26 protein-coding genes are annotated in these 24,371 nt (G+C 70.8%); 2 read left to right on the plus strand and 24 right to left on the minus strand.

Features of this window, described 5'->3' with window-relative positions; translation table 11 throughout:
• Positions 1-3 precede the first annotated feature (3 nt).
• The 4 genes from P696_RS0132555 to P696_RS0132570 form a co-directional block, all read right to left on the minus strand.
• On the minus strand, positions 4-417 hold the full coding sequence (locus P696_RS0132555) for a CoA-binding protein (protein WP_026415612.1): 414 nt from the start codon (positions 415-417) through the stop codon (positions 4-6).
• Positions 418-511: 94 nt separating this feature from the next.
• The gene (locus tag P696_RS0132560) at positions 512-739 is read right to left on the minus strand and encodes a helix-turn-helix domain-containing protein (protein ID WP_026415613.1); all 228 of its coding nucleotides are present in this window, start codon (positions 737-739) and stop codon (positions 512-514) included.
• On the minus strand, positions 736-1,380 hold the full coding sequence (locus P696_RS0132565) for a DUF2975 domain-containing protein (protein WP_026415614.1): 645 nt from the start codon (positions 1,378-1,380) through the stop codon (positions 736-738). The genes P696_RS0132560 and P696_RS0132565 overlap by 4 nt, the downstream gene beginning before the upstream one ends.
• 70 nt (positions 1,381-1,450) lie before the next feature.
• Positions 1,451-2,725, minus strand: coding sequence for a UDP-glucose dehydrogenase family protein (locus P696_RS0132570; RefSeq protein ID WP_051468618.1), 1,275 nt, complete (start codon positions 2,723-2,725; stop codon positions 1,451-1,453).
• Positions 2,726-2,904: 179 nt separating this feature from the next.
• Between P696_RS0132570 and P696_RS0132575 the strand changes: the two genes are divergently transcribed.
• Positions 2,905-4,074 (plus strand): acyl-CoA dehydrogenase, encoded by a 1,170-nt coding sequence (locus P696_RS0132575; RefSeq protein ID WP_026415616.1) that lies wholly within the window; start codon positions 2,905-2,907, stop codon positions 4,072-4,074.
• 70 nt (positions 4,075-4,144) lie between these two features.
• Here P696_RS0132575 and P696_RS0132580 read toward each other — a convergent pair whose 3' ends face one another.
• From P696_RS0132580 to P696_RS53195, 16 genes are all read right to left on the minus strand, one after another.
• On the minus strand, positions 4,145-5,467 hold the full coding sequence (locus tag P696_RS0132580) for a tyrosine-type recombinase/integrase (protein ID WP_051468439.1): 1,323 nt from the start codon (positions 5,465-5,467) through the stop codon (positions 4,145-4,147).
• A gap of 1 nt (position 5,468) precedes the next feature.
• Positions 5,469-5,723: a helix-turn-helix domain-containing protein gene (locus P696_RS0132585; protein WP_084338564.1), complete on the minus strand. Its 255-nt coding sequence runs from the start codon at positions 5,721-5,723 to the stop codon at positions 5,469-5,471.
• 103 nt (positions 5,724-5,826) lie between these two features.
• Positions 5,827-6,891 carry a bifunctional DNA primase/polymerase gene (locus P696_RS49575; RefSeq protein WP_051468440.1) on the minus strand — a complete coding sequence of 355 codons (1,065 nt, stop codon included), beginning with the start codon at positions 6,889-6,891 and terminating at the stop codon, positions 5,827-5,829.
• Between the two features lie 412 nt (positions 6,892-7,303).
• On the minus strand, positions 7,304-9,412 hold the full coding sequence (locus P696_RS58900; RefSeq protein ID WP_026415619.1) for a DUF927 domain-containing protein: 2,109 nt from the start codon (positions 9,410-9,412) through the stop codon (positions 7,304-7,306).
• 82 nt (positions 9,413-9,494) lie between these two features.
• Entirely contained in the window at positions 9,495-10,391 is an 897-nt protein-coding gene (locus P696_RS49580; RefSeq protein ID WP_034488203.1) for a replication-relaxation family protein, read from the minus strand.
• A gap of 1,012 nt (positions 10,392-11,403) precedes the next feature.
• A complete protein-coding gene (locus P696_RS0132605; RefSeq protein WP_026415620.1) occupies positions 11,404-12,057 on the minus strand; it encodes a hypothetical protein in 654 nt (217 codons plus the stop codon).
• 116 nt (positions 12,058-12,173) lie between these two features.
• Positions 12,174-12,689, minus strand: coding sequence for a MazG-like family protein (locus P696_RS0132610; protein WP_026415621.1), 516 nt, complete (start codon positions 12,687-12,689; stop codon positions 12,174-12,176).
• A 53-nt stretch (positions 12,690-12,742) separates the two neighbouring features.
• Complete coding sequence (locus tag P696_RS53190; RefSeq protein WP_051468441.1) at positions 12,743-13,075, minus strand: hypothetical protein; 333 nt, start codon at positions 13,073-13,075, stop codon at positions 12,743-12,745.
• Between the two features lie 257 nt (positions 13,076-13,332).
• Positions 13,333-15,615 (minus strand): winged helix-turn-helix domain-containing protein, encoded by a 2,283-nt coding sequence (locus P696_RS0132620; protein ID WP_026415623.1) that lies wholly within the window; start codon positions 15,613-15,615, stop codon positions 13,333-13,335.
• A 106-nt stretch (positions 15,616-15,721) separates the two neighbouring features.
• Positions 15,722-16,078 carry a hypothetical protein gene (locus tag P696_RS0132625; protein ID WP_026415624.1) on the minus strand — a complete coding sequence of 119 codons (357 nt, stop codon included), beginning with the start codon at positions 16,076-16,078 and terminating at the stop codon, positions 15,722-15,724.
• 42 nt (positions 16,079-16,120) lie between these two features.
• On the minus strand, positions 16,121-17,209 hold the full coding sequence (locus tag P696_RS55145; RefSeq protein WP_084338570.1) for a hypothetical protein: 1,089 nt from the start codon (positions 17,207-17,209) through the stop codon (positions 16,121-16,123).
• Positions 17,206-17,517 carry a hypothetical protein gene (locus P696_RS0132635; protein WP_157430064.1) on the minus strand — a complete coding sequence of 104 codons (312 nt, stop codon included), beginning with the start codon at positions 17,515-17,517 and terminating at the stop codon, positions 17,206-17,208. The genes P696_RS55145 and P696_RS0132635 overlap by 4 nt, the downstream gene beginning before the upstream one ends.
• Positions 17,505-17,687 (minus strand): hypothetical protein, encoded by a 183-nt coding sequence (locus tag P696_RS0132640; protein WP_026415627.1) that lies wholly within the window; start codon positions 17,685-17,687, stop codon positions 17,505-17,507. Before P696_RS0132640 ends, P696_RS0132635 begins: the two co-directional genes overlap by 13 nt.
• 89 nt (positions 17,688-17,776) lie before the next feature.
• Positions 17,777-18,346 carry a hypothetical protein gene (locus P696_RS0132645; protein WP_026415628.1) on the minus strand — a complete coding sequence of 190 codons (570 nt, stop codon included), beginning with the start codon at positions 18,344-18,346 and terminating at the stop codon, positions 17,777-17,779.
• Positions 18,347-18,680: 334 nt separating this feature from the next.
• Positions 18,681-19,034 carry a hypothetical protein gene (locus P696_RS49590; protein WP_157430065.1) on the minus strand — a complete coding sequence of 118 codons (354 nt, stop codon included), beginning with the start codon at positions 19,032-19,034 and terminating at the stop codon, positions 18,681-18,683.
• 33 nt (positions 19,035-19,067) lie between these two features.
• Positions 19,068-20,672, minus strand: a complete 1,605-nt coding sequence (locus tag P696_RS53195; RefSeq protein WP_157430066.1) for a hypothetical protein — start codon at positions 20,670-20,672, stop codon at positions 19,068-19,070.
• A gap of 210 nt (positions 20,673-20,882) precedes the next feature.
• Here P696_RS53195 and P696_RS49600 point away from each other — a divergent pair, with 210 nt between their 5' ends.
• Positions 20,883-21,743, plus strand: a complete 861-nt coding sequence (locus P696_RS49600) for a hypothetical protein (protein WP_051468443.1) — start codon at positions 20,883-20,885, stop codon at positions 21,741-21,743.
• A 39-nt stretch (positions 21,744-21,782) separates the two neighbouring features.
• Here P696_RS49600 and P696_RS0132670 read toward each other — a convergent pair whose 3' ends face one another.
• The 4 genes from P696_RS0132670 to P696_RS0132690 form a co-directional block, all read right to left on the minus strand.
• Positions 21,783-22,226, minus strand: coding sequence for a DUF488 domain-containing protein (locus P696_RS0132670; RefSeq protein WP_026415629.1), 444 nt, complete (start codon positions 22,224-22,226; stop codon positions 21,783-21,785).
• Between the two features lie 262 nt (positions 22,227-22,488).
• The gene (locus P696_RS0132675) at positions 22,489-23,088 is read right to left on the minus strand and encodes a hypothetical protein (RefSeq protein ID WP_026415630.1); all 600 of its coding nucleotides are present in this window, start codon (positions 23,086-23,088) and stop codon (positions 22,489-22,491) included.
• A gap of 144 nt (positions 23,089-23,232) precedes the next feature.
• On the minus strand, positions 23,233-23,463 hold the full coding sequence (locus P696_RS0132685) for a hypothetical protein (RefSeq protein WP_026415631.1): 231 nt from the start codon (positions 23,461-23,463) through the stop codon (positions 23,233-23,235).
• Positions 23,463-24,308, minus strand: a complete 846-nt coding sequence (locus P696_RS0132690; protein WP_157430067.1) for a DUF4097 family beta strand repeat-containing protein — start codon at positions 24,306-24,308, stop codon at positions 23,463-23,465. The genes P696_RS0132685 and P696_RS0132690 overlap by 1 nt, the downstream gene beginning before the upstream one ends.
• Positions 24,309-24,371 lie beyond the last annotated feature (63 nt).

Here is a 24,371-nt window from a genome sequence, read left to right on the forward strand (position 1 = left end):
CGCTCAGCGGCGGAGCGCCCACTCGACGCCGGGGCAACGGTCCATGACGACGTCCAGACCGGCCTCCCGGGCGCGCCGCGCGGCGTCCTCGTCGACCACGTCCAGCGGCATCCACACCGCCTTCGCCCCGGCCGCGATCGCCTCGTCCACGACCGTCCCGGCCTGCTCGGCCCGCCGGTAGATCCCGACCACGTCGATCTCTCCCGGCACCTCGGCGAGCGACGCGAACCCGCGCTCGCCGAGCACCTCCTCGGCCGCCGGATGCACCGGCACGATCCGCTTGCCGCGCCCCTGCAGCAACCGCGCCTGGCTGTAGGCGTCCCGCTCGGGATTGTCCCCGAGCCCGACGAACACCCAGGTCCGCGAGTCGTGCAACAACCGCTTGATCACCTGCTGGTCAGCGAACTCCGCACTCATGCCCCCCACAACCCCGCGCCCGCCCGCCCGATTCCACCCGATCCAACGACCATCCCCTGACCCGCTCTCCGAACCCGCACCGCAACGGCCCACCTCACCGCTGTCCTCCCCGGACGCTGAGCAGGTCGCCGGGCTGGCAGTCCAGCACCTCGCAGAGGCGGGTCAGCGTCGAGAAGCGAATCGCCCGCGCGCGACCGTTCTTGAGCACCGACAGATTCACCACCGAGACGCCGACCAGCTCGGACAGTTGCGTCAACGTCATTCCGCGCGCCTCCAGCAACGTGTCGAGATGGACCTCGACGGCGTGCTCGTCGCCGCTCACACCGTTCCCTCAAGGTCCTCGCGCATCCGCACGCCCATCCGCAGGATCCTGGCGACGGCCAGCAGGCCCGCACCCGTGATGATCAAGCTGAACTGGACGTCGATCCAGCCGAGGGGATTGACCTCGGGGTTCTTGTACATGCTGTCGATCAGCGACCTCCGCGCGCCCTCCTCGACCGTCATGGCGACGAGGCCGCCGATCGCGAGCCACCAGCCGAGGACCTGGAGGCGCCGGACGTTGCCCAGGTGGAACGGGCCCGCCTTGGCCGCGTGCCGCACGAGCCGCCAGAGCAGCAGGATCGCCGTGAAGTAGAGGACGAAGGACGGCAGCTGGGTCGCCACGTTCAGCGCCCTCGTGCCGATCGGCGCGTTGTTCACGCAGAGGCTGAGCCCGCTATGGCTGACCGCCACTCCAGGGCTGAACAGCGGCGGAACCTGGTCACCGGCGCTGCCGAACGTGTTGGTCTCGTCCTGGACGCAGATGTCGCGCTCGCCGAAGCCGAGCATGCTGCCGGAGCCGAACAACGTCGTGAGCGCGAGCGCCAGGAGGCCCGAGATCATGACCTTGACGAGGATGTCCAGCGTCACGTCGAGCGGGGTGAGGGGGTTGCGCGGCCGGCGCCGGACGGAGGTGGCGGTCAAGGGGGCTCCATATCGAAAGTCGTTGCTATCGACATTCGATAGCAACGACTTTCGATATGTCAACCCGGGATCAGGGGCGGCCGAGGGCTCGGTAGTTCCAGCCGGCGGCTCGCCAGTGGTCGGGGTCGAGGGCGTTGCGGCCGTCGACGATGTTCTTCTCGGCGACGACCTCGCCGAGGGCGTGCGGGTCCATCTCGCGGAACTCCGACCACTCGGTGAGCAGCAGGACGACGTGGGCGCCGCGGGCGGCGTCCAGGCCGGACGGGCCGAAGTCGAGCGTGGGCTGGGCGCGGCGGGCGTTCGGCATGGCCTGCGGGTCGTAGACGGTGACGCGCGCGCCCTGGCCGCGGATGGACGCGGCGACGTCCAGGGCGGGGGAGTCGCGGACGTCGTCGGAGTTCGGCTTGAAGGCCGCGCCGAGGACGCCGACCGTGCGGCCGATGAAGGAGCCGCCGAGCAGCTCGCGCGCCAGGTCCACCATGCGGATCCGGCGGCGGATGTTGATCTCGTCGACCTCGCGCAGGAAGGTGAGCGCCTGGTCGGCGCCCAGCTCGCCGGCGCGGGCCATGAAGGCGCGGATGTCCTTGGGCAGGCAGCCGCCGCCGAAGCCGAGGCCCGGGCCGAGGAACTTGCCGCCGATGCGGTCGTCGTGGGACAGCGCCTCGGAGAGCTTGGTCACGTCGGCGTGCGCCGCCTCGCAGACCTCGGCCATCGCGTTGATGAACGAGATCTTCGTCGCGAGGAAGGCGTTCGCGGCGACCTTGACCAGCTCGGACGTCGGGTAGTCGGCGACGATGAACGGGGTGCCGTCGCCGAGCATCGAGGCGTAGACCTCGCGCAGCGTCTTCTCGGCCAGCGTCGCGGCCTCGGCGTCGGACGGCAGCCCGACCACGATCCGGTCCGGGTGCAGGGTGTCCTTGACGGCGAAGCCCTCGCGCAGGAACTCGGGGTTCCAGGCGAGCGTGGCGTCGGTCCCGGCGGGCGCGGTGTCGGCCAGCCGCCGGGAGAGCCGCGCGGCCGTCCCCACCGGGACGGTCGACTTGCCCACGACCAGGCACGGACGGTGGAGATGCGGCGCGAGCGCGTCCACGGCGGCGTCCACGTAGGCAAGGTCGGCCGCGTACTCGCCCTGTTTCTGGGGGGTGCCGACGCAGATGAAGTGGATGTCGCCGAACTCGGCGGCCTCCTCGAACGAGGTCGTGAAGCGCAGCCGTCCGGACTCCAGGTTGCGCCGCAGGACCGGTTCCAGCCCCGGTTCGTAGAAGGGCAGGTCCCCGGCGGCGAGCCGGGCTATCTTCTCCCGGTCGACGTCCAGGCCGAGGACCTCGAATCCGAGGTCGGCCATGCAGGCCGCGTGCGTCGCGCCCAGATAGCCCGTCCCGATCACGGTCAGGCGGTGCGTCAAAGCCCTTCCTCCTGTCTAGTCCGTCCCGCGGAGGTGTTGCCGCCTCCCTGCGGGGCCTGCCGCGCACGGCGGGGTCCCGGCACCGGACGGGCAGTGTACCGGCGGGTAGCATTCGCGCTATGAGTGCCGACTTTCCCGCGTACGCGCCGTCGGAGGAGCATGACATGCTCCGGCAGACGGTCCGCGAACTCGCCGATGCCAAGATCGCCCCGTTCGCCGCGGCGGTCGACGAGGAGTCCCGCTTCCCCCAGGAGGCCCTGGACGCGCTGGTGCAGAACGAACTGCACGCGGTGCACGTCCCGGAGAGCTACGGGGGAGCCGGGGCCGACGCCCTGGCCACCGTGATCGTCATCGAGGAGGTCGCCCGCGCGTGTGCCTCCTCCTCGCTGATCCCGGCGGTGAACAAGCTCGGCACGGTTCCGGTCCTGCTGTCCGGCTCCGAAGAACTGAAGAGAAAGTATCTGACTCCGGTGGCCAAGGGCGAGGCCATGTTCTCCTACGCCCTGTCGGAGGCGGAGGCGGGCTCGGACGCGGCGGGCATGAAGACCCGCGCGGTGCGTGACGGCGACCACTACGTCCTCAACGGCGCGAAGATGTGGATCACCAACGCCGGAGTGTCGGAGTACTACACGGTCATGGCGGTGACCGACCCCGAGCAGGGCGCCCGCGGCATCTCGGCGTTCGTGGTGGAGAAGTCGGACGAGGGCGTCTCCTTCTCGCCGAAGGAGAAGAAGCTCGGCATCAAGGGCTCCCCGACGCGCCAGGTCATCCTGGAGAACGTCCGGATCCCCGCGGACCGCATGATCGGCGGCGAGGGCACCGGCTTCAAGACCGCCCTGGCCACCCTGGACCACACCCGCATCACCATCGCGGCCCAGGCCCTCGGCATCGCCCAGGGCGCGCTCGACTACGCCGTCGGCTACGTCAAGGAGCGCAAGCAGTTCGGCAAGCCGATCGGCGACTTCCAGGGCGTCCAGTTCATGCTGGCCGACATGGCGATGCGCCTCGAGGGCGCCCGCCAGCTCACCTACCACGCGGCGATCAAGTCCGAGCGCGCCATGCACGGCGAGAAGATCCCGGACCTGACCTTCGTCTCGTCCGCCTGCAAGTGCCTCGCCTCGGACGTCGCGATGGACATCACCGTCGACGCCGTCCAGCTCCTCGGCGGCTACGGCTACACCCGCGAGTTCCCGGTCGAGCGCATGATGCGCGACGCCAAGATCACGCAGATCTACGAGGGCACCAACCAGATCCAGCGCATGGTCATGGCCCGCCAGCTCCTCAAGTAGGCCCTGAAATGCGAAAACGCGCCCCAGCTCCCTGAGGAGCCGGGGCGCGTTCGGTGCCGCCTGGTGTGCTCTAGGAGGCCAGTTCCGGCCCTGTTCCGTCAGGGGGCTGGAAGCGGTGCCGCATCCGGTTGTCGATGGCGACCCGCGCCCGCTCGTGGGAGCACGGCAGCATGTGCGCGTACACCCTGAGCGTGAACCCCGGGTCGCGGTGGCCAAGGTACTCGGCGAGCTCCTTGATCGACACGCCTTCCGCCAGGGTGACGCTGGCGTAGAAGTGCCGGAGCTGGTGCGTCCCCTCCTTGCGGGTGGTGGCGTACCGAAGTCGTGACTTCTTCTTGCGGTCCTTGCCCGGCTTCTCGTCTTTGACGCGGGTGGGAGGAACGATGATTCCTGCGGTGACGAGCGCGGGCTTCCACACCGACTCGCTGAAGTTGCGGGCGCGAATGTGCTTGTCGTCGGTATGCCAGCGGAGCAGCAGGTTGCACGTGTGTGCCTTGCCGTTCGCCTTCTCCCAGGGGAGGGTGTAGGGCCTGGGCGGGTACCTGTCGATGTGCTCGCGGACCGCCTCTGCTGCCCAGTCAGGGAGCGGGACGATTCGTTCGCGATCGTTCTTTGGCAGCGCGAAGACGTATTCGCGGCCGATCTTCTTCACCTGCCGACGGACCCGAACGAGCTTGGCCTCGAAGTCGATGTCGCTCTTGGCTGGGTTGTCCGGGTCGACCGCCAGGCCGAAGATCTCTCCTTCGCGGAGTCCGCAGGCTGCGCCGAGAATCGGCACCAGGCGGTACCGCTCGGAGTGCGCCCCGATCAGCGCCACGACGCGGTCATCTGCCCACGCCTCGATCTCCTTCGGCGGGTTGCTTGGAGCCCTGACGATGTCGCTCTTGGCAGGGTTCTGCTTGAGAGCTCCGTCGGCCACTGCCAGGTCCAGTGCGCCCTTGAGGACCAGAAAGGCCGCCACGGCCGTGGACGGCTCGTACCGTTCACGGAGTTGGCTGAGCCACTCCTGAATATGTGACGGCTTGATCTGCCGCACTTTCCGCTCGCCGAACGTGGGCTGGACATGCAGCCGATACTTCGACTCGTACTGGATCGAGCTCGACGGGTCGACGATCCGGGAGCTCAGCCAGCGCTCACCGAACGTTCCGAATAGGACGTCTCCGGCCTTTTCGTCGTAGTACTCGCCGCGCTCTTTGTCGGTCTCCTTCCCCTGCCAGTATCTGGTCGCGGCGTCCTTGTTGGTGAACGCTTTTGAGCTTTCCTTGCCGTCCGGGTCGACCCAGCAGGCGAGCCAGCGCTTGCCCTTACCCCAGCGCTTGGGGTTGCGCACCCGCTTGGTCTTGCCGTCAGGCTGCTTCTCCGGGCGAGTCCACAGATCCTTGGTGTAGCCCACCTCAGTCCTGCTCCCGGAACCACGCGATGACGTCGGCGGGCTCATAACGCAGGTGCTTGCCGACTCGGCGTCCACGGGGGCCGACCCCACGGTTTCGCCAGACGTACAGGGTGTCCTTGGGAACGCCGAGGTACGTCGCGACCTCATCGGTGGTCCACAGCCGGTCGGTGGACAGAACGGTCGTCGTAGCGACCTCGGGATTGGCTGACCGGGCGATGCCAGGGTTGGCCTGCGCGGCCGACACGGTCGTGGTCATGATGGCGATGCCTCTCTCAGGGGAGGTGGCGGCCCCGGCGGGGTCTGCTGGCCGGCGTCGTCGCCGGGGCCGTCCACGGTTTGTGGGTTGCTTGTTCGGGTGTTCAGGCGGTGCGGCGGTCGCTGGGGGCGGGGAGCGGTCGGTTGAGGCCGTTGGTCAGGGAGCGGTGGACGATCCGGTGGGCGTCGCGGTGGTGGAGTCCGCTGGCGAGGCCTGCGTGGACGAGGTGGTCTTCGACGTCGGTGGGGGTGAGTCCGGCCCAGGTCAGGAGGCCGCCGACCTTGTAGGCCAGGGCGGAGAGGGCGGCCTTGCGTCCGTCGGTCAGGGGTGCGATTTCGGCGGTGCCGCGGTCGAGGACGGTGCGGACGTAGCCGACGGCGTTGCCCTGGCCGGGTGTCGCGGGGATGACAGTGGGTGGTGCTGGTGCGGGCTTGGGGCCTGCGACGCGGCGGACTTCCTCGAGGAGCCAGTCGGGCATGCGGCCGGGCGTGTGCGGTGCCCCGCCGTGGATGGTGTAGGTGCCGGAGGCGGTGGTGGCGCCGGGGGCGATGCCGTAGGACCATCCGGCTTTGATGTCGATCTGCCAGCCGAGGGCGGACAGGGCCTGGTGGAGGTCGTTGTCGGGGGCGCGGTACCAGAGGTGGCGTCCGCCGGACGGGGTGTGGACGCTGACCGGTTGGTGCTTGGGGCCGCTGGGCCAGGGGCGGGGGCCGCCGCGGACGCGGGCCAGCAGGTGCATGGCGTCGATGCCGTTGCGGATGCTGCCAAGACCACCGGGCACCTGGTCGTCGGCGAGGGGGATGCCGGGCAGCAGCTGGGTGGCGGGGTCGGCGGGTGGTTGGCCGGAGTGGGTGTCGAGGTCGATCAGGACGAGGCCGGACGGTCCGGCGGCGATGGCGGGGACGGCGTGGGGTGTGCGTCGCCACCAGGTGGTGATGCGGTCGGGGTCGGTGGTGGCGGCGCGGACGCCGTGGCACCACTGGCCGTCGGGCAGGCAGGCGCAGGCGTCGTAGTCGTCGTCCGCGCAGTGCGGGTTGTCCTGGCAGTCCAGGCAGTTGGCCAGGGGGCGCTTGTTGCTGGGGGACAGCGGGAACACGTGCCAGCCGTGGGCGGCCAGGTCCAGGGCGAGCTGGACGGGCGGGGCGCCGGTCGGATTGGTGACGGCCATCGAGACTCCGTTCCATGGACTGTGGGGTGGGGTCATAGGCAGCAGGTCGTTGCGGGCTGGTGAAGGTGACACGTCGGCCGGAGAGATCTGGGAAGCGCGGGCCGTCCCGGGGAGGAGCCGAGGCATCCCCCACTCTTTTCCGCGCATCAGAGGGGGTGTTTTCGGGAGGCGCGTACCCACCCCAAAAACAGGGGCTGACCTGCGGGGATGGTGGGTACGCGCAGCGCGTACCCAGGGCCGATCGGGGTGCGTACCCAGGGGCAGGGTGGTGCGCGGTGCGTACCCGGTGCGTACCCGGCCCGCGTACCCACCTCATTCCAGGTATGACCTGGGTAAATGTGAGTCCTTGTAGAGGTGGGTACGCGGGGTACGCGCTTCGGCCGCGCCCCACGGGGCGAACGGTGGGGGATGTCTACTCGTCGTCGCTGAACAGCTCGCCGCGGAAGACGAAGCAGCGGGGCTTGGACCCGCCGATGCGCCGGGCGATCTGGTAGATGGGGCGCTGCTTGGAACCGGGCGGGTGCTCGTGCAGGGCCTTGGCCTCGCGCCAGCCCTGCAGGACGGCGTCGAGCTCGTATCCGGCGCGGTCCAGGGCTTCGCGGACGCGCTGGGGGAGGAGCGCGACGGCGTTCTTGTCGTCGCCGACCTCGGTGCGGACGCCGATCCAGCCACCCGGCGGGGCGACGGGACGGCCGGAGTCGTACAGGCGGTCGGCGTAGCTGGCGATGTACTCCTTGATGACCTCCAGGGCGAGCTGGGCGCGGTTGTCGCGGGGGTCGTCGGCGACGAACAGGGTCCGCCAGGTGGCGTCGGGGAAGGACGGGAACGGCACGATCTCGAAGTAGTGGGCGAGTTCGGCGGCCAGCCGGATCGTGGCGACGAGCGGGGCGCGGCGGCGGGCGATGGTGGTGGCGTCCTGGCGGTGCAGCGCGGTGAGTTCGGCGTGCCGGGCGGTCAGCTTGTCGGGGCCGTGGGTGTCCAGGTAGGCGCGGAGGCGGTCGACGAACGCGGGTCCGGCCACGCCGTAGTTGGCGGTGACGCCGTCGCGGAATGCCTCAGCGTCGCGGCCGGAGTCTTCGCTGTTGCCGAAGGGGGCTCCGGCCAGGTCCAGGACGCGGGCGGAGATGCCCTGGTGGGTGGCGAACGACAGGGCGGAGCGTTCGCCGGTGGACAGCAGGATGGTGCGCCACCGGTAGGTGCGCCAGTCACCCATGCGGCCTTTCCCCTGGTTCTGGGTGACCTGGTACAGCATCTCGGAGACGGCTTCGGGTTTGCCCGCGAGCTGGGTCTCGTCGAACAGGACGGGGATGCCGTTCCCGGCCAGCGCGAGTCGGGCTTCGCGGAAGGTCTTGCTCGTCGACCAGCTGGTGATGGCGCCGCCGTTCTCGTCGGGGTCGGCCCAGACCGACAGGCCGCCCTGGGCGGCGGTGGTCTTGCCGCGCGAGGAGGTGCCGCCCCAGTTGAAGGTGAAGGAGCTGACTCCGAGGATCCGCAGGAGAGAGGCGGCGAGCCCGGCGTAGACGCCCATGGCCGCGGACGGGTAGCGGCGGGTGATCTGGACGGCGTTCTGCCAGCCGGTCAGCGAGCCGTGTTCCCGGTGGGCGTCCAGAGCTGACTGTTGCTGGTGGTCGATCCCGTGGACCTGGTAGGGCTGGCCGCTGGCGGTGACGAACTCTCCGTCGGCCTGCCAGCCGAGGGCGCGTGCGATGGTGACCTCCTGGATGGTGTCGGTGTTGGCGGTCTCCACGGCCGCCAGGAAGCGTTCGGCGGACTTGGCGTCGGCCTCGGTGATCGGGAGCCCGCGCCCGCCGAGCTCGCGGACGAGCATCCGGCCGCTCTTGGCGATCGCGCGGGGGACGGTGGCGATGCGCCAGCGGTGGCGGTGCCACCAGGCCAGCTCGACCAGCTCCTCGCCATCGGGAGCGGTGAACACGCGGGTGACCAGGACCGGACCCCAGGCGACCCGTTCGGGCGGGCCATCGATCCGCCACCGCCAGATCGCATCGGCGGCGACGGTGTAGGGATCGGGGATGACGTAGTCGCCGTCGACCGGGGCACCGGGCAGTTCCAGCAGGGCGGCCAAGCCGCCCTCGTGGTCGGACTCGTCCGGGGGAGCCTCCACGCCGTGCTCGCCCAGCCACTCAGTCGCGACCGCGTCATCCGGGGTGGCGTCCTGCGCGGTGCGCTGCAGGTCGGCCACGACCTGCCGGAGGATGCGCTCATCGGGCGGCGTGTCCTCGTTGGCCATGCGCCAAAGGTGCCGGGCCTCGGCGTACAGCTCGGTCCGGCCCGTCCGGTCGAACCGGAACAACCGGTCCCCGGTACGCGCATACGGCCAGCCGTACTCGCTGCGCCGCAGCTGCAGGTGTCCGGTCAGCAGGGCTAGGGCCCGGTCGTGCTTGGTCGGCCCTCGGCCCTTGGCCTCGGCCGACGGGTCCTGGTGGTCGGTGGAGCTGGGGTCGCTGGGGTCCTCGTTCTGCTCTCGGGGACGGTCGTCACCGTCGTGATCACGTGTGCTCATAAGCGACCCTTCGTGCTGGGTGTGTCGCGAGAAGCCCCCAGCGCCTGGAGGCTCCTCGCGCCTGCGGGGTGAGTCGGGGCGGTCAGGTGCGCTCGGGCGGTCGGGCCGCTGCGTGCAGGTCGGGGAGGGCGACCGGGGTGGCCGGGGCGTGCGGGTTCAGCGGGGTCCAGATCGGCGCGGTCAGGCCACCGGGGCGCGCGAGGCGGTCCAGCAGGACCGCGTGCGACACGGCGGCCACCGCGACCTCTCCGCTGCTCAGGCCGTTGCCATAGGTCTGCTTCAGCTGGTTCCAGACCAGGTCCATGCGGCGGGCCGCACGCTGGGGAGGCCCGGTGATGACCACCAGCACCGGGGGGAACCAGCGTTCGCTGGTGGGGTAGCGGGTCCGCCAGCTCGACGGGCTGCTGGCGCGGGACGCCGCGTGGCGGTGCCGCCGGTACCGGTCGTAGGCGTGGAGCTTGTCGGCCAGCCGGTGCGCGCTGGTAGTCGCCCGGTCCAGCTCGACGAACAGCACCGGTGGCACCCCGCCATCGACCGCGCTGGGCTGGAGACGGATGACGGCGTCGGTGATGACCATCGATCGGCTGGACGATCCGGTCGGGTCCTGGGCGTTGCCCTGGCCGTGTGAGACCTCCACCTGGCAGTCCAGCAAGGCGGCGTGGTCGTGGGCCTCCAGGGTCGTCAGGAGTTCGGTGACCGCCAGGGCGTGGCCTTGCAGTGGCCCGGCTGCGGTCGCGGCCGTCATCCGGTACGGCCTGGCGAGGATCTCCGGGCTCGCTTCGGTCGCTACCGCTCCGGCGCGGGTCAGGAACCACACCTTGGTGCGGGGCGCGCCGCGCCGCCGGACCGCGCCCACCAGCCCGGCGCGGGCGAGCTTGCCGAGCTCGGCGCGGACGTACCGGGTGGAGGTGCTGCTGGGGCTGATGACCCGCCGGAGCTGCTCGGCGGTGGCCATCCGGCACTGGTACAGGGTCGCCATCACCCCCGCGCCCCCGCGACTGATCGATCCGATCACAGGATCGAGAAGGAACTCAGCGCTCTCACCACCCTTGCCACGCGCGGGTTGACCAGCGGAAACAGCGTGGTCGCGGGAAACGCGGGCGGCACCGCGACCGGTACCGGCAGCGGTACCGCGGGCGGTATCGCCCCCGGCACCGGCGACGGCGTCACCGTCCGGCGGTTCGGGAGGAGGAGAGGACGGGTGGACGAGGCGGAGCCGACCGGCTCCGGGTGTTCTGCTCATATCCCGTTCAGGTCCACGGGCACCCCGGAAGGTGACAGGAACACCGGGGAGTTGAGGAGTGAAGTGGATCACATCAGCGGGCGGTGCGCGCCGGGCGCTCCTGGCCACCCAAGGAGCGATACTTCGCCGGTCGCAGGAGCGCTCCTCACTGATCAGGAGCGCGCGCTTGTGCCCTCAGCGCGTCGGCAGATCTCGCCTCGGTGGGGAGCGGGACCCTTGACGCACCCTTGCCAACCCCTTGCCGCAGCCTCTTGACCTGCGGAAACCTGAGATGCCGCCTCGGACGCCGAAATCAACCCAGTGAGCGCTCCTGTAGGGGGTAGAGCGGAGCGCGGCGGGCTGTAGTGCGCTCCTCGAGGAGAGGAACGCTCCCTGCGGGAGCGGGAGCGGGAGCGGGCTGCCGAGCGTGTCGAGGAACGACAAAGCCCCGCTGTCGGCGATGTGCCGGGCGGGGCTACTTGGGCACACCTGTGCCGCTGCACCCAATGTTGCACAAGATCAACGACGGTGCCAAGTCGGGCTCGTCGACCGTGGTGAAGCGGCCACGCGCGGGCGCGTTTTGGGTCTGTGACTAGTCACAGAGGCAGCGAACCTGCGGCGCGTGTGACGGGTGTGGTCTGGCTGGGCGAAGAAAAGCCCGGACGGCGCGAGGCCGTCCGGGCTGGCAGCTGGAGCCGGGACCCCTGACATCTGAGGGCCCGGCGGATCGCACTACAGGGCGGTTCTCAGCGAGCCAGGCGCGGGGCGGTCACTGGGACTCGGACTCGGGCGGGTTCTGTCGGAGGTCGTCGGGGTCCAAGGTCCAGACCTTGGTGGGCGGTGCGTGGTCCAAGACCTCCTCCACGAGGCCGCGCTGCTCCCACTGGCCCGGCGCCAGCGGTGCGACCGGCAGTGTCGGCCCGATCAGTTGCTCTACCCGCGACGCCCACTCGTCGACCTCGCGATAGTCGCCGGTGGTCGTTGAGTAGGCGGGGGCCGTGGTGATCACGGTGAGGAGCGGGTGCTGGTCCAGGATCACCGGGCGGCACGTTAGCTGCGCGCGGACGCCGGTGACGACGTCGATCGGCTGCCGCGTCATGGCGGTCAGCAGGTCGCGGTAGGGGGCGAGTTCGACCGGGTAGCCGTGGGTGACCGCCAGCACGGTCCGGATGGGCCAGTGCCCACAGGCGTGCCAGCCTGGGAAGGCTTCCTTCAGCCGGGCCAGGACCAACTCGAGGGTGGCCGTGCGCGCGTCGGTGAGCACCACGGTCAGCGAGAACTGGGTGCGGGAGGACTCCCGGACCGTGGGTTCGATCCCGGCGATCGTCTTGATCACCTCCTCGAACTCGGCCCGTCGCTGCGGTTCGGCGCACGGGCCAGGCGGTCGGGTGACGGTCACGGGCATCAGCGTGGTCGTCGGCATGCTTCTCCTGGGTTGGGGTTCTTGTCAGGGTTGTCTTGTTCGCTGTGTTCTGCCAGTGACGGCGAAGCCCGGGCGGCACGGGGCCGTCCGGGCGTGCGGATGCGGATCGGGTGTGGTCAGCGCGGGTCGCGCCAGCCGCGGGTGTACAGGATCTGGACTTTGGCGTCGACGGCCGCGCGCAGGTCGATGCCGATGGTGGTTGCGGCGTCCTGCGCGGCGATCGCGATGGAGGTCAGGTAGACCTCGGCGCCCTTGCCGTCGTTGTTGACGTAGCTGTCGAGGAACGATCCGGCGAGCCGGAACAGCCCAATGACGGGCAGGTCGGGGTTGTCGTCCGGCAGGAACTCGGGGACACGCCCGAGGGGCATGTCGAGGACGCACGCGGTGACGTACGTGGTGATGAGGACGTCGGCGAGTTCGGCGGCGACGTCGTTGAGGGTTCCGGTGCGCCGGGCCCGACCGCTCCAGCGCCGGTAGGCGGCCAGGAATTCGCCAGCCTCCTCGGCCAGCGCGAGCGCTTGGCGGACGCCTTCGCCCTCCCGGGGGAAGTGCTCGCGGAGCCGGTCGGTGATGTCCTCGGCGAGCCGGGCCATCTGGTCGGGGTCGGGACGGGACGACGTGGTGTGCGGCATGTTGCTCCCTTGCTGCTCGGCGGTGTCGCTGGCGGGCGCCCACCGTGTGGACGTCAGTGGCGGCTTCGGCGGTAGGGGCGGGTGGCGCCGGGGCGGTGCTGGCGGGCCGTGCCGCCGCAGGCGTCGCAGGCGCGGAAGGCGTTGGAGAAATGCGAGCTGCGCTTCTTCCCGGTGCCGCGGCAGGCGCGGCAGGCTCGGTAGGGGTGGCGGCGGATCGAGACCAGGTAGCTGCCCAGCAGGACGAGCCCGAACACCAGCGCCAGGAACAGCAGGCCGCCCGCGCCGTTCGCGTCGTGGTGGAGGGCGGGCGGCGTGGTGGGGACCGGGCTGGGCGGCGCGGTGTTGATGAGGCGGACCAGTTGCAGGGGCACGCGGGAGATGTCCATGAGGGACTCGCTTTCGACCGGGTGATAGAGGTGCGCGCGCGAGGGGCGCGCGGCGGGCGCGTGGGGGCGTCCGGGCGGGCTCGCGGGTGCGGGCGGGTGCTACGGAGTGTGCGCGGCGGGATCGGCTCACCCGATCGGCTCAATCGGCTCACCGGGAAAGGGGCTCGTCCACCACGCGTGCGCGTTGAGGGCCGGTGAGCCGATTCGTGAGCCGATCGGATGAGCCGATTCGTGAGCCGACTCCAACCCGCCGATGGTTACTGTCCGTGACCTTTGGTGGGGTCGTGGTCGGGGAGGTAGTAGCGGGCGGCAGGCCCCTGCCCGGCCAGCACGATGAGGTTGTTCCTGCGGAGGGAGCCCAGCCACCGGGCGGTGGTTTTGTTGGGCCTCTGCAGCAGGTCGTCCAGCTCGCTGCGGCGGGCTCCGGCGGGGCCGCGGTCGGCGAGGAACTGCAGGATCGCCTTGCGCGCGTCGTCGGGAACGGCGGTGTTGTCGATGGCGTGCTCGGCGGCGAACAGCTCGTCCAGTCCGGTGGGCTGGTCCGGTGTTGTGGCGGCGGAGCTGATGTAGTCGTCGATCTTCTCCACCAGGCCGTGTGCGGCCTGGTCGACCTCCTGCTGGTTGGTGGTGTCGAATCCCCACCCGTCCTCGTCCGCCGGAGCACGCTCGCCGGATGGCCCGCCGGGGACGGGGACGTCGGCCGGTGCCGAGTCGGCACCGGCACGGATGGTGTCGGCGGGTGCGCCTGACCCGCCAGCGTTTGCGGTGGCGTGGGCGGGGACGGGGTGGCGGTCGGCGTAGCCGGGCAGTTTGGCGGCGATGTGGGGTTCGAGGGTGGCGTCGGCGGGGCCGTAGGCGGCGGCGAGGGCTTTGACGGTGTCGGGGTCGTGGAGGGCGCGGGTGCGTCCGGCTTGCCAGGAGCCGCCCTGGCGGGCCAGCAGGACGACGCCGGGGGAGCCGTCGCCGTAGCTGGTCATGTCGGGGCAGCCGCGCTTGTCCCAGTCGGGCAGGGCCTTGGTCATCTCGTTGGTGTTGGCGACGCGGCCGACGATGGTGGTGTAAGCGTTGGCGGATCCTTCCTTGTCGCCGGTGTGCTGGGCGACGTTGCGCTGCTTGGCGGTGACCATGACCATGCCGCCCGACCGGCCACGCTTGTGGATCTCGGCGATGACCGGCTTGATCTGGGTGGCGACCTCGGCGTTGTAGCCGGAGGCGGTGTCCTGCTCATCCACGACGACGATCACGATCGGGGCGGTCGCGGACGGCTTGTGGGTGCCACCGGCGCAGGCGATCGCGCGTTCGTCCAGCAGCGCGTCGATCCACTCGAAGATCTCCACTGCTGTGGCTTCCTCGCCGACACCGGCCTTGTCGTGCAGGTAGGCACCCCACAGGGAGGGGATGACTCCCTTGCCCAAGTCGATGGCGACGACCAGCACGTCATGGCATTCGGCGGCCTGCTGGACGATGTTGCTCAGCACGTTGGACTTGCCGCCGCCGTTGGACGCGACGATCTCGACGTGCCGGGCGCCGCCCTGGTCGAACAGGACCAGCTCCAGGTCTTCACCGGTCTCGGGGTCGGTGCCGAGGACGAACGGGCCGTCCAGAATCGAGCGGCTGCCCTTGGCAGCGGTGACCTGGCCGGGGGCCAGCTCGGCCACGGCCGGGTGCGACACCTCCTCGGTCCACATGTCACGCATCCGGATGGTGATCCACAGGATGCGGGCGTTCTTCTTCTCCTGGTCGACCTGGACCTGGTCGACGCCGATGCCGTAGCAGCGGGCGATCTGGACAGCGAGGTCTCCACGTTCCAGGCGGGCGCCGGACGGGCCGTCCACGCCGACATCGACCTTGAACCGGACGCCCACCTTGGTGGTCTTGGTGGCCAGCAGCGTGGAGCCTTCGAGTCCGGCGAGTCCGGCGATGGTCTCCCAGCGGGCTTGGACCTCGGCGGTACGGCGGCGCTGCTTGAGGACGTCGGACCAGGTGTAGGCCGACCACAGGCCGCTGGCGGCAAGGGAGTACCAGAGCAGGACCGGCAAGCTGGTCACGCCGGTATGGGCGGCGACGGCCAGCCACGTCGGGACTGCGGTGGTGATGGCGGCGATCGCACCGGAGTAGCGCGGCGATCCGTGGGTCTTGTAGGTCGCCACCCAGGCGGCCAGCGCGGCCGGGGGCGCGAACGCAGCGAGCGTGAAGGTGTCGTGCGCCAGGTACTGGTGGCTGAGCTGCCCAGCCGGATACAGGGCGGCCAGGCCAGTTCCGAGGCCGCGGGTGTCGGGAGACTGGGCGACCCAGCGGATGTAGCCGCGCATCGCGGCGCGCGCGACCAGGCCCGATCGACTGGGCTGCCTGCGGGGCCCGTGCCGGGTCTCCATCATCGACGCCACGGGCTGGGGGATCGGGAACTCCTCGTATCGGGAGCCACGGCCGCGCTGGTGGCCGTGGCGGGCGCCGAACCGGCCGAACTGGCCGGTGCGGGAGAGGTAGGCGAACGAGGCGAACTGGTTGGATCGGCCGCGTCGGGCCGGACGACCGGGCATGCGGGATCTCCTTCCCGAGAGGGCGGACAGAACGGCGCCGCCCCGGCCGTGCGGGGCGGCGCCGTATTCACCTGGAGGCGTGGTGGGCGGGTCAGTGGTGAGCGGGTCAGCGGCGGGGGAGAGGTCCCCGGCCGCGTCTGGGACGTCCGTTGGAGCCGACGATGCGCAGGCCACGGGCGGCGACGGTGCGGGCGTCTTCGAAGTGGTCGGCGAAGTTGACCGCCGACTGGCGGGCGAAGATGGCGGCTTGGTCGAGATCGTGGGCGGCCTGTTCGAACTGGGCGAGGATCGGTGCGGGCAGGCCGCGGCCAGCCAGGCCCTCGATCCACTCGTCGACCAGGTCGGAGGCGACGGCCATCAGGTCCCCGATCCCCAGGCAGGTGGCCAAGAACTCGCCATCGCTGTCGGGGTCGTCGAACTCCACCAGGTAGCCCCGGTGGTGTGGTTGGTGGCGCGGAGGCATCAGCGCTCCCTTCCAAAGGGCGAATGGGCGTGAGAAGCAGGGTCAGGCGGGGTCGTCGCCGGTGAACTCGATCCCGGTGCCCGCGATGTCGCGGGCCTCCGCGAACCAGACCTCGAACGCCACGGTGGCCATCGCGGCGCGGGCCGCGGCGTCCACCAGTTCCTCGGCGACCATGTAGAGCGGGCCGGTGACGATCGTCGGGAGGTTGCGGATCGCGACCTGGTCGGTCCAGTCCTCCACAGCGACGGCGATGCCACGCAGGATCTGCATCAGCTCGGCGGCGCTGTCGAGAAATTCGGCGTCGGTGTCGGGGACGTCCAGCTGCAGAGGACCCAGCACCCGCATCCGGGTCTGCGCCCGCTGGGGACGCCGGGCGCGGCCGGTGCGGCGGTTCCCGGTCGGGGCCAGCCGCTGCGCCTCGCGTCGCGTGGCCGGACGACTGGCTCCGCCGCCCGGAGCGGGGCCACCCGCCGGACCTGAACCAGGCGGAGGCCCGGCAGGACCTGCGGCGGGGCTTCTGCCTGGCGTGGCTGGGACCGGCCGGGCCCCGCCCGGACTACTCGCAGGGTTACCCGCCCGGGGGACCGGGCCAGATCTGCCGCCGTTCGGCCCGGCCGGAGCGGGCACGCCCACGGCCGGGTTCCCACCCGAACTACCGGGCGGCTTGGGCGACGACCCCGACGGACCCGACGGCGCAGAAGGCCCGGAAGGCCCGGACGGGCCAGAGGGGCCGGAAGGTCCGGGGCCGCCGTTGGGGAACAGCACCGTGCCCTGCAGCGTGGGCCCGGAGGCCCCAGAGCGGGTGGTGGGCTTGCGGCGGAAGAACGTCGCGGTGCCTCCGTTGGCCTCGCGCTGCTGCCAGCGCGCCTCGGCCCACGGCTTGGCCGCCTTCCCCTTCTTCCACCCGGCGCGCGCGCCGACACCAGCGACCCGTCCGCCCAGGTCGGCGAGCGCGTCGGCGAGCATCGTCTCCTCAGTGCCAGGCGCACCGGACGCGTTCCACGCCTTGACCAGCAGCGAATCGGTCCGCGGAGGGCGCTGGCCTCGGGTGCCGCTTTGGGCCCGGTTCTTGCGGACGGCGTGGACGCCGCCCGCGAACCCGCCCGCTCCCAGCAGCAGCAGCTCAATCACGACGCACCTCCGTGCTGGTTCGGGTCGGACATCACCGGCGGGACGCGGTGACCGCGGGGCGGGCGCTGGCGCAGGTCGACGGCCACTACGACCGCCCACAGGACGGTGTACAGCGGCCATTGGACGGCGGCGACGGTCCACCAGGGCACGTCGAGGCCGAGCTGGGCACCGCCCGGGGCTGCGAGGAGAAACATCCACGCTCCCCAGGTGGGGCGGTTCCGCCAGGTGGACGAGGTGGCCTGGCGGAACGCGCCGGTCTCGGGCGTGCTCGCGCGGGTGTTGTTGATGTGGGTGGTCACTTCAGCCATCCGTCCATCGCGCCGGACAGCGAGTGCAGCGGGCCCAGCAGCGCGCGGCCGATGGGGGTGCTGGCGGCCAGCAGGCCCCAGGCGGCGAGCATGAGCATGACGATGCGTGAGGTGGCCTGGAACCAGAACAGCACGCCCATCACGCCACACAGGACGAGGAACAGCGTCATCGGAGAACTCCTTGGGAAGGCGAGCGGCCCGGCCGCGCGGGGCGGCCGGGCCGGAATGAATGAGGACGGGGTGGAGGAGCTGGCGTGGATCAGGCCGTGCGCTCCTGGGCGGTGGTGAGGGCGTAGCGGTCGCCGAGTTCGCAGATCTGGCGGGCGGTCTGGTCGCCGATCAGCGGCTCCAGCGGCTCGTACAGCTCGGCGATCAGGTCGAAGCGGTCCGCGGGGGCGCTGGCGGTCGCGAGCTCGTCCAGCACGGCGGCGATCGGCGCGTCCAGCGCCGGGACGGCGGCCAGAACCCGGGGCTGGCCGGTCGCGAGCGCGTGCTCGGTGGCGGCCAGCGCCGAGATCAGCACCGCCTCGTCGCGCAGCGCGGACGACAGCGGACGAGGGTCGGGGTCGGTGGTGCGTTCGTAGCCATAGGCGATGGTGGTGGTCTCGGCCTGGACGGCGCGCTGCACGGCCAAGTCGAACAGGATCTGGGCGCGGCGGGTGGCGGGGAGTCCTCCGTGGAACTGCCCGATCAGGGACTCGGCGATCAGACCAGCCTCGACGTACCGGTCGGCGGCGTCCTGGGCTCGCGGGCTCTTCAGGGCCCGGCCGTAGATCTCGGTCTCGGCGGTCGCTTCCGGGCGGGAGGCGGTCGTGGTGATGGAGGGCATGCGGCTACCTCTCGGTTGCGGGCGCGCGGTGGGCGCACGCCGGATAGGGCTCGTGCAGCGGGCACCGGGTGAATGCGGTCCGGGAGACCTGGACTGTGGACCCGCTTGAGTCGGGTCGGGTGATCTCCAGCCGGAACCAGGAAGGTCCCGCGCAGCGGGCGGGTGGCAGTCGGGGAGGACTGCCCGGGTCGTCGACACCACCCCGGCCACGCTCGGCGGCCTGGGGAGGCGGAGCGCCAGGAGCGCCGGACCGCTCATCGCGACGGCGGAACATGCCGCCAGTTCGACAGCGGTCCGGCGCACCAGCCGGACCCGCCAGGGGCACCAGGTCCGGTCAGGCATCCCCGGCCTGCTGCACCGGGCCGCCCGGAGCCTGCGGCGCGGAGTCCTCGGACCCGTTCTGTTGGGGCGGGGCCGCGTGCGGGCGGCTCCGGTGGCGGTCGATCTGTGCGAGCGCCCAGCTGAACACGCCGACTCCGACGGCGAGCGACAGCACGATCGCCGGTCCGGCGCTCATCTTCAGCAGGTTGGAGGCGGCCAGCCACAGGCCGCCCCCGGCGGCACCGGCCAGCATCAGCGCGTCGGGCAGGCCGAGGTGGCCCATGGCGCGGCCCAGTCGGCCCGCAGGGCGGGGCGGGTTGTCGGAGGTGGTGGACTTGGAGGAGGTGGAGAGGGAATTGCGCGACATCTGAGCGCTCCTTTGGCTGGGCGGGTCGGCAGGTCATCCGGCGGGTGGCTCGGCGACCGAGTGCAGCGCGGGACGGCGGATCTGCTTGGTCAGGAGGGTCGCGCGGGCCTTGCGGATCTGCAGGACGCGGGCGAGTTTCTCGGCGGGGATGTGTCGACCGTGCTCGTCCAGATACGCCTGATCCGCAGCGCGCGCCTGCACCAGCAGCTCCTGGTCGCTCGGTTCGGCCTTCTGCCGCGCCTTGGGCCGAGAAGGGGACGTCCGGCGCCGCCCGCCTGGGCGAGGCCGCATTCCGGCCGGGCCCTCCACCGGCTCCACGGGGTTGATGGGCGGAGTCGGTGAAGGGCGGTCACCGGCGGCGGCTTCGACGGGGCCGGATCGGTCCGCGTCGACCTCACCGGTCGACGAGGCATTGGTGAGCGTGGCGGGTCCGGGAATCGGGTCCGGCTCCGCAGGAGCCGCTTTCGGCGCGGCGGACGCGGGACCTGATTCGGTGTCGGGGCGGGACCCGGTCCCGGCTGGAGCCGCCAGCGGCTCCGGGACCTGATGAACGGTCTCGCCTTGGGGGAGGTCCGGGACCTGTGCCGGTGTGGCCGTGAACGCCTCGGCGGTCTCCAGGCGGGGCGCGGCGGGGAGGCGGCGGGTGATGTCGGTGGGGTCAAGCTGGACGCCGCGCTCGGCGAGGAACGCCTCCACACGGGCCGCGTCGTAGCCCAGCGCCACCAGCTCGCCGTCAGTGCGCGGCGGCGTCGGAGGGCCGGGCAGCGCGCGCGGCTCCCGTGCCGGTTCCTGGGAGAGTTCCCAGGGCGCGGCCGGGGCGAGGTCGGCGAGCGAGGCCGAGTGGTACAGGGCGGCCAGGTGCGCCAGCAGCGCGTTCTGCCGGTCGGGGTCGGTGGACAGGCGGGCGTGCTCGACCGCGCCCTCCATCGCCCGGTCCAGCCGCTTCTGGGCTCGGATCAGGTGCCGGGGCTTGGCCTTGTCGCCTGCCGCGCGCAGCGCGCGCAGGTGCTTGGCGGCCCGCGCGACGCGGGTGAGGCGGCGGTGCGCGTCGACGTCGGCGGCCGTGCGGTCCACCGGCTCGGCCAGGCCGAGCCGGATCAGGATCCGGTCCAGGTGGAACTTGGAGTGGACCTTGCGGGACTTGCCGGTCGCGCGGTGGCGCTCGGCGGCCAGGCCCCGTTCCCACAGCCATGCGGCGCCCAGTGGCACCAGCAGACGGAAGATCGCGGCCTTGAAGGAGTCGGCGTCCAGGGTGGACAGCAGCGCCGACAGGGCAGTGAACCCCCACATCGCCGCGCCGTCGAGGCCGGCCGAGTGGTCCTTGTTCTCGCGGACCGCGCGGCGGGCGCGCAGTGCGGAGGCGATGGTGGCGACCTCGGCGAAGGAGAACAGCAGGACGCGCGCCCAGGCGGGCAGGTGCAGGACGTCGCGGAAGAACGCCCACATGCCGGAGGCCGCCAGGCTGGTGGCCAGCGTCGCGGCGACCATCGTCAGGACGTCCTCGGGCCGCTGCCCCTTCAGCGCCTTGCGGGCGAGCCGGGTCAGGTACCAGAGGGCGAGGACTGCGCAGATCGCGCTGACCAGGACGCCCACGGCGGCTGTTTCAGGGTTCTGGGAGATGTACGTAGGAAGATTCATGGCGGCTTCCTCGGTGGATGGACGAGGACGTCCATGCAGTCGCGGGGGTGAGCGAAGGAGAGCTGGTCAGCGGCTGTGGCCGGACGTGGCCGTGCGGACTTGACTGAACACGCTGGGTGGTATGTCGGGATAGATGGAGATCGCAGCCCCGGCCCGATCCACGAGGCGTGCAGATGGGCAGGCGCGATCCGGGGACCCGGTAGGAGCGCGATGACAGGCTCTGGTGATCAGCAGTCGCTGTTCTTCGACCCGGAGGCGGTCCCTAGCAAGCCGCCTGGCCAGCTGCCGGTCGACATGCGGGTGCTGATCACCGTTAAGGCGGCGCCGAACCCGTCGCAGTCCTATGGGGAGACGGTGTGTGTGGCCGGAATCCGCATCGACGAGCCGCAGGTGAGCTGGGTGCGGCTATACCCGATCAACTTCCGGGCTCTGGCCGATGACAAGCAGTTCCGCAAGTACGACGTCGTGCGGCTGAGAGCACGCCCGAGTAGCAAGGATCCTCGGCCAGAGAGCTTCCGCCCGGACCTGGGCACGGTGCGTACCGAGGAGCGGCTGAAGGCGTGGCCTGCGCGGCGAAGATTCGTTGTGGATCTGGTGAACAAGTCGATGTGCCAGGTGCTCCAGGACGTCCGCGACGGCAGGCAGGACGCCGTCGCGTCACTGGCAGCGATCCGCCCCCGGCAAGTTGACAAGGTCGTCATCAAGCCGCATCTGGGCTGGAACCGCGACGAGCAAGCCAAGATCGACGCCTACATGCAGCAGCAGACCTTGGATGAAACTGGTCCGCGTACCGCCCTGAAGGCGCCTGCGTTCAGAGGCTGGTACCGCTACAGATGCCAAGCACCCGATTGCCGCGGGCACGAGCAAGGGATCTACGACTGGGAGTTCGTCGCACTTCAGTGGCGGCTACGTCGCGACGGCCACAGCGACGCGGAAATCGAGGCCGAGCTGCGCACCAAGTTCGAGAAGATGATGTGCGGAACCGACCGCGACACCATCTTCTATGTCGGCAACCAGCAGAAACACAGGCAGACCTTCATGGTTCTGGGGGTCTTCTATCCTCCGTGCTGACCAGCCTGCGCTGCCATCACCCAGGGGTGGCAGCCGCTATCAGCGGACCATCCTGGACTGCACCGCGTCCGCGACCACATCCCGGTGACAGCGTTGCTGGTCGGCCTCGAAGCACACCAGCGCCACCTTGTGCTCGGCGGCCAAGACGGCGATCTGATTCAGCCAGTCCTGGGCTGTCGGGTCCTCCAACAGCGCTGCAAACCGGTCACGCCCGGCGGCCAGCTCCTCGGGGCCGCCAGCGAAAGCGGCTCGGTTGGTTTTGGGGTTCCCCAGCGCTGGGGCGTGTAGGTACTCGATTCCGGAGCTGGTCAGCGCTTCTGCAAAGGCCCGCTTGGAGAAGCCGCGCTTGCGGGATATCGGTGTCAGGCGCACGTCCACGACCGTGGTCACGTGCTCGGCGGCCAGGCGGTCGAGGAAGCTGTCCAGGACGTGGCCTTGATAGCCCAGCCCGGTCAGTCCGGTGCACTGATCGATTCCAAGCATGCCCGCTACCTTTCCACCACCAGGCCCCGCAGCCAACGGCGCCCCGCTGGTTGCGTCGTAACCGCCATCGGTCGGCGTTGTGTTTGTGACCTACCCAACTGGCGGCAGTGAAGCCGCAGCGAGATCAGCAGTCCATCTGCATCCCACAGCCCCTCGTGAAGTGGGCTGGCGTTGCCAACAATGTGCGGGATGACCTGCCGAGTAGCGGAGGTTGGTGACGTGCTCGTCGGACAACGACCACGTCACCAACCGATGAGCAGAGTCAACAGCCCGAGACGGACCGGATGTAGGACAGGGGCGCCCAGCGAGCGCTCTCGCCGTCCTGCTGGATCAGCACCCACGGCTGTGCGCACGCGGGATCGTGGGCCCAGCCCAGAACGACCACGAACTCCTGTGGTGCCTGACGCAGGCGGGCGTAGGACCCCGGCGCGTACCAGCGCCGCGACACCTGCCACCGCCACCCGCTCTGAGTTACCTGGTAGGAGGCGGTGAAGCGGATTGCGAGGTCCTGGAACAGGCGGGTCAAGCCCGCGAGCGCGGCGACGGCGACGATCGCGGCCGGGACGGCGGAGATGGTGACGGTCGGAAGGTGCGGGACCGGGTGCAGGGTGGCCAGGGCGGTGACCGTGATCGCTGCGCCGGAGGTGAAGAACACCGAGGCGATGCCGAGGCGGGCGCGGCGCATCCGGAGCTCGTTCTCCTGCAGCTCGGCGACGTCCAGGGCCTCGCGCCAGGCGGTCGCCAGCGGCCCGAGGTCGTGGGATGTCTGAGCTGGCGGCGAGGAGATGGCGGCCCGGCCGGGCGCGGCGGCGGGTGGGGCCTGGTCGGTGATGGACGTGGGGTGGCGGTCGGAGCGAGTCATCGAACCTCCTGAAGATGGGCAGAACTGGTGCTACCGGCCCGGATTGGGGCCGGAGCGAAACCGGGGATGGTCAGGGCCGGACGGCGGCCAGCTGCAGGGTGCGGACGGCCAGCTGCGCGATCTGCTGTTCGGGGGACGGGCTGGTCACCACAGCCCCCCGTTGTGCATGCCGTTCAGCAGGTACCGGGTGAAGGCGACTCCGGCGCATGCCAGAGCGGCGAAGGGAAGGGCCGTCAGGCCGTCGCTGACCAGCGCGGATACGGCGAGCATGATCCAGCCGATCAGGCCGAGGCGCACGAGCAATTCCGGCTCCTTGTTTCGCAGCTGGTCTTCCAGGAAGGCCATCGCGATCAGGGGCAGCGTGACGGTCTTCATTAGTGGGCTCCGGGGGTGCGGACACGGCCCCGGTCGCTGGTCGCGTCGACGGTGAGGGTGCCGGGGGCCAGGCGGGGCCCGGCGGAGATGTCGATCGACCCGGTGGCCGAGCGGGCGGTGACCGTGCCCGGCCCGGTCGCGGTCAGCGCGATGTCGCCGGAGGTGGTGCTCAGACCAGCGGGGGCGCCGGTCGGCCCGGCGTAGTCGCCGATGCTGAGGTCGCCGGAGACGCTGCGGGCGACGATGTCGAGGGTCCGGCCGATGCGGACGTCGCCGGAGGTGCTCCGGGCCTGGACGCGTTCGGTGATGTCGGCGCTGATGTCGCCGGACATGGTCTCGGCGAGCAGCCATTGGACGTTGCCCGCGGTGAGCGCTCCCGAGAGGGAGTCGTATTTGATGCCTTTGTAGGTGCCGTGGGCGTCAAGGTCGGCCGAGCGGGTGCGGGCCACGATGCCCGATCGCTCGGGCAGGCGGGCGGTGAGCTGCAGGGTGCTCGTGACCTCGCTGATGCTGTCACCGTCGATGGTGATGCCGTTGGTCGTTCCGGTGTTGACGGCGGCGAACATCGAGGTGCCTTCGACGTGGACGTGGGATGCGACGCCGGTGGAGACGATGGGGACAACCACGGTCAGTTCGTGGCGATTGGCGTTCCAGGTCAGCTTGGCGGCCTCCAGCGCGTCGGCCAGGGCCGGGTCGGCGCTGGTGGCGGTGAGGGTCACCTCGGCGACTTCGCGGCCGGGCTCGGTGCGGGTCTCGATGACGCCGTCGGGCAGGAAGATCCCCAGCAGCACTGGGCCGTCGCCCGGTGCGGTCAGTGTGCGGACGGGAAGGGTTCGGGTGGCCATGGACGTCCTCTCGGAGCATGCGAGCTGTCAGGGCGCGCAAAGGCCCTGTGTCTGGCATGAGTG

It is taken from the genome of Actinomadura oligospora ATCC 43269 (assembly GCF_000518265.1).
Lineage (GTDB): Bacteria > Actinomycetota > Actinomycetes > Streptosporangiales > Streptosporangiaceae > Spirillospora > Spirillospora oligospora.

Coding starts and splice junctions, on each gene's coding strand:
- P696_RS0132620 (WP_026415623.1), bottom strand. CDS start 15,615: ATGCCCGGTCGTCCGGCCCGACGCGGCCGATCCAACCAGTTCGCCTCG.
- P696_RS49600 (WP_051468443.1), top strand. CDS start 20,883: ATGACAGGCTCTGGTGATCAGCAGTCGCTGTTCTTCGACCCGGAGGCG.
- P696_RS0132625 (WP_026415624.1), bottom strand. CDS start 16,078: ATGCCTCCGCGCCACCAACCACACCACCGGGGCTACCTGGTGGAGTTC.
- P696_RS0132570 (WP_051468618.1), bottom strand. CDS start 2,725: ATGGCCGACCTCGGATTCGAGGTCCTCGGCCTGGACGTCGACCGGGAG.
- P696_RS0132685 (WP_026415631.1), bottom strand. CDS start 23,463: ATGAAGACCGTCACGCTGCCCCTGATCGCGATGGCCTTCCTGGAAGAC.
- P696_RS0132575 (WP_026415616.1), top strand. CDS start 2,905: ATGAGTGCCGACTTTCCCGCGTACGCGCCGTCGGAGGAGCATGACATG.
- P696_RS0132670 (WP_026415629.1), bottom strand. CDS start 22,226: ATGCTTGGAATCGATCAGTGCACCGGACTGACCGGGCTGGGCTATCAA.
- P696_RS58900 (WP_026415619.1), bottom strand. CDS start 9,412: ATGAGCACACGTGATCACGACGGTGACGACCGTCCCCGAGAGCAGAAC.
- P696_RS49590 (WP_157430065.1), bottom strand. CDS start 19,034: ATGTCGCGCAATTCCCTCTCCACCTCCTCCAAGTCCACCACCTCCGAC.
- P696_RS49580 (WP_034488203.1), bottom strand. CDS start 10,391: ATGGCGACCCTGTACCAGTGCCGGATGGCCACCGCCGAGCAGCTCCGG.
- P696_RS0132555 (WP_026415612.1), bottom strand. CDS start 417: ATGAGTGCGGAGTTCGCTGACCAGCAGGTGATCAAGCGGTTGTTGCAC.
- P696_RS0132635 (WP_157430064.1), bottom strand. CDS start 17,517: ATGGCTGAAGTGACCACCCACATCAACAACACCCGCGCGAGCACGCCC.
- P696_RS0132610 (WP_026415621.1), bottom strand. CDS start 12,689: ATGCCGCACACCACGTCGTCCCGTCCCGACCCCGACCAGATGGCCCGG.
- P696_RS53195 (WP_157430066.1), bottom strand. CDS start 20,672: ATGAATCTTCCTACGTACATCTCCCAGAACCCTGAAACAGCCGCCGTG.
- P696_RS0132640 (WP_026415627.1), bottom strand. CDS start 17,687: ATGACGCTGTTCCTCGTCCTGTGTGGCGTGATGGGCGTGCTGTTCTGG.
- P696_RS0132645 (WP_026415628.1), bottom strand. CDS start 18,346: ATGCCCTCCATCACCACGACCGCCTCCCGCCCGGAAGCGACCGCCGAG.
- P696_RS53190 (WP_051468441.1), bottom strand. CDS start 13,075: ATGGACATCTCCCGCGTGCCCCTGCAACTGGTCCGCCTCATCAACACC.
- P696_RS0132690 (WP_157430067.1), bottom strand. CDS start 24,308: ATGGCCACCCGAACCCTTCCCGTCCGCACACTGACCGCACCGGGCGAC.
- P696_RS49575 (WP_051468440.1), bottom strand. CDS start 6,891: ATGGCCGTCACCAATCCGACCGGCGCCCCGCCCGTCCAGCTCGCCCTG.
- P696_RS0132585 (WP_084338564.1), bottom strand. CDS start 5,723: ATGACCACGACCGTGTCGGCCGCGCAGGCCAACCCTGGCATCGCCCGG.
- P696_RS0132605 (WP_026415620.1), bottom strand. CDS start 12,057: ATGCCGACGACCACGCTGATGCCCGTGACCGTCACCCGACCGCCTGGC.
- P696_RS0132675 (WP_026415630.1), bottom strand. CDS start 23,088: ATGACTCGCTCCGACCGCCACCCCACGTCCATCACCGACCAGGCCCCA.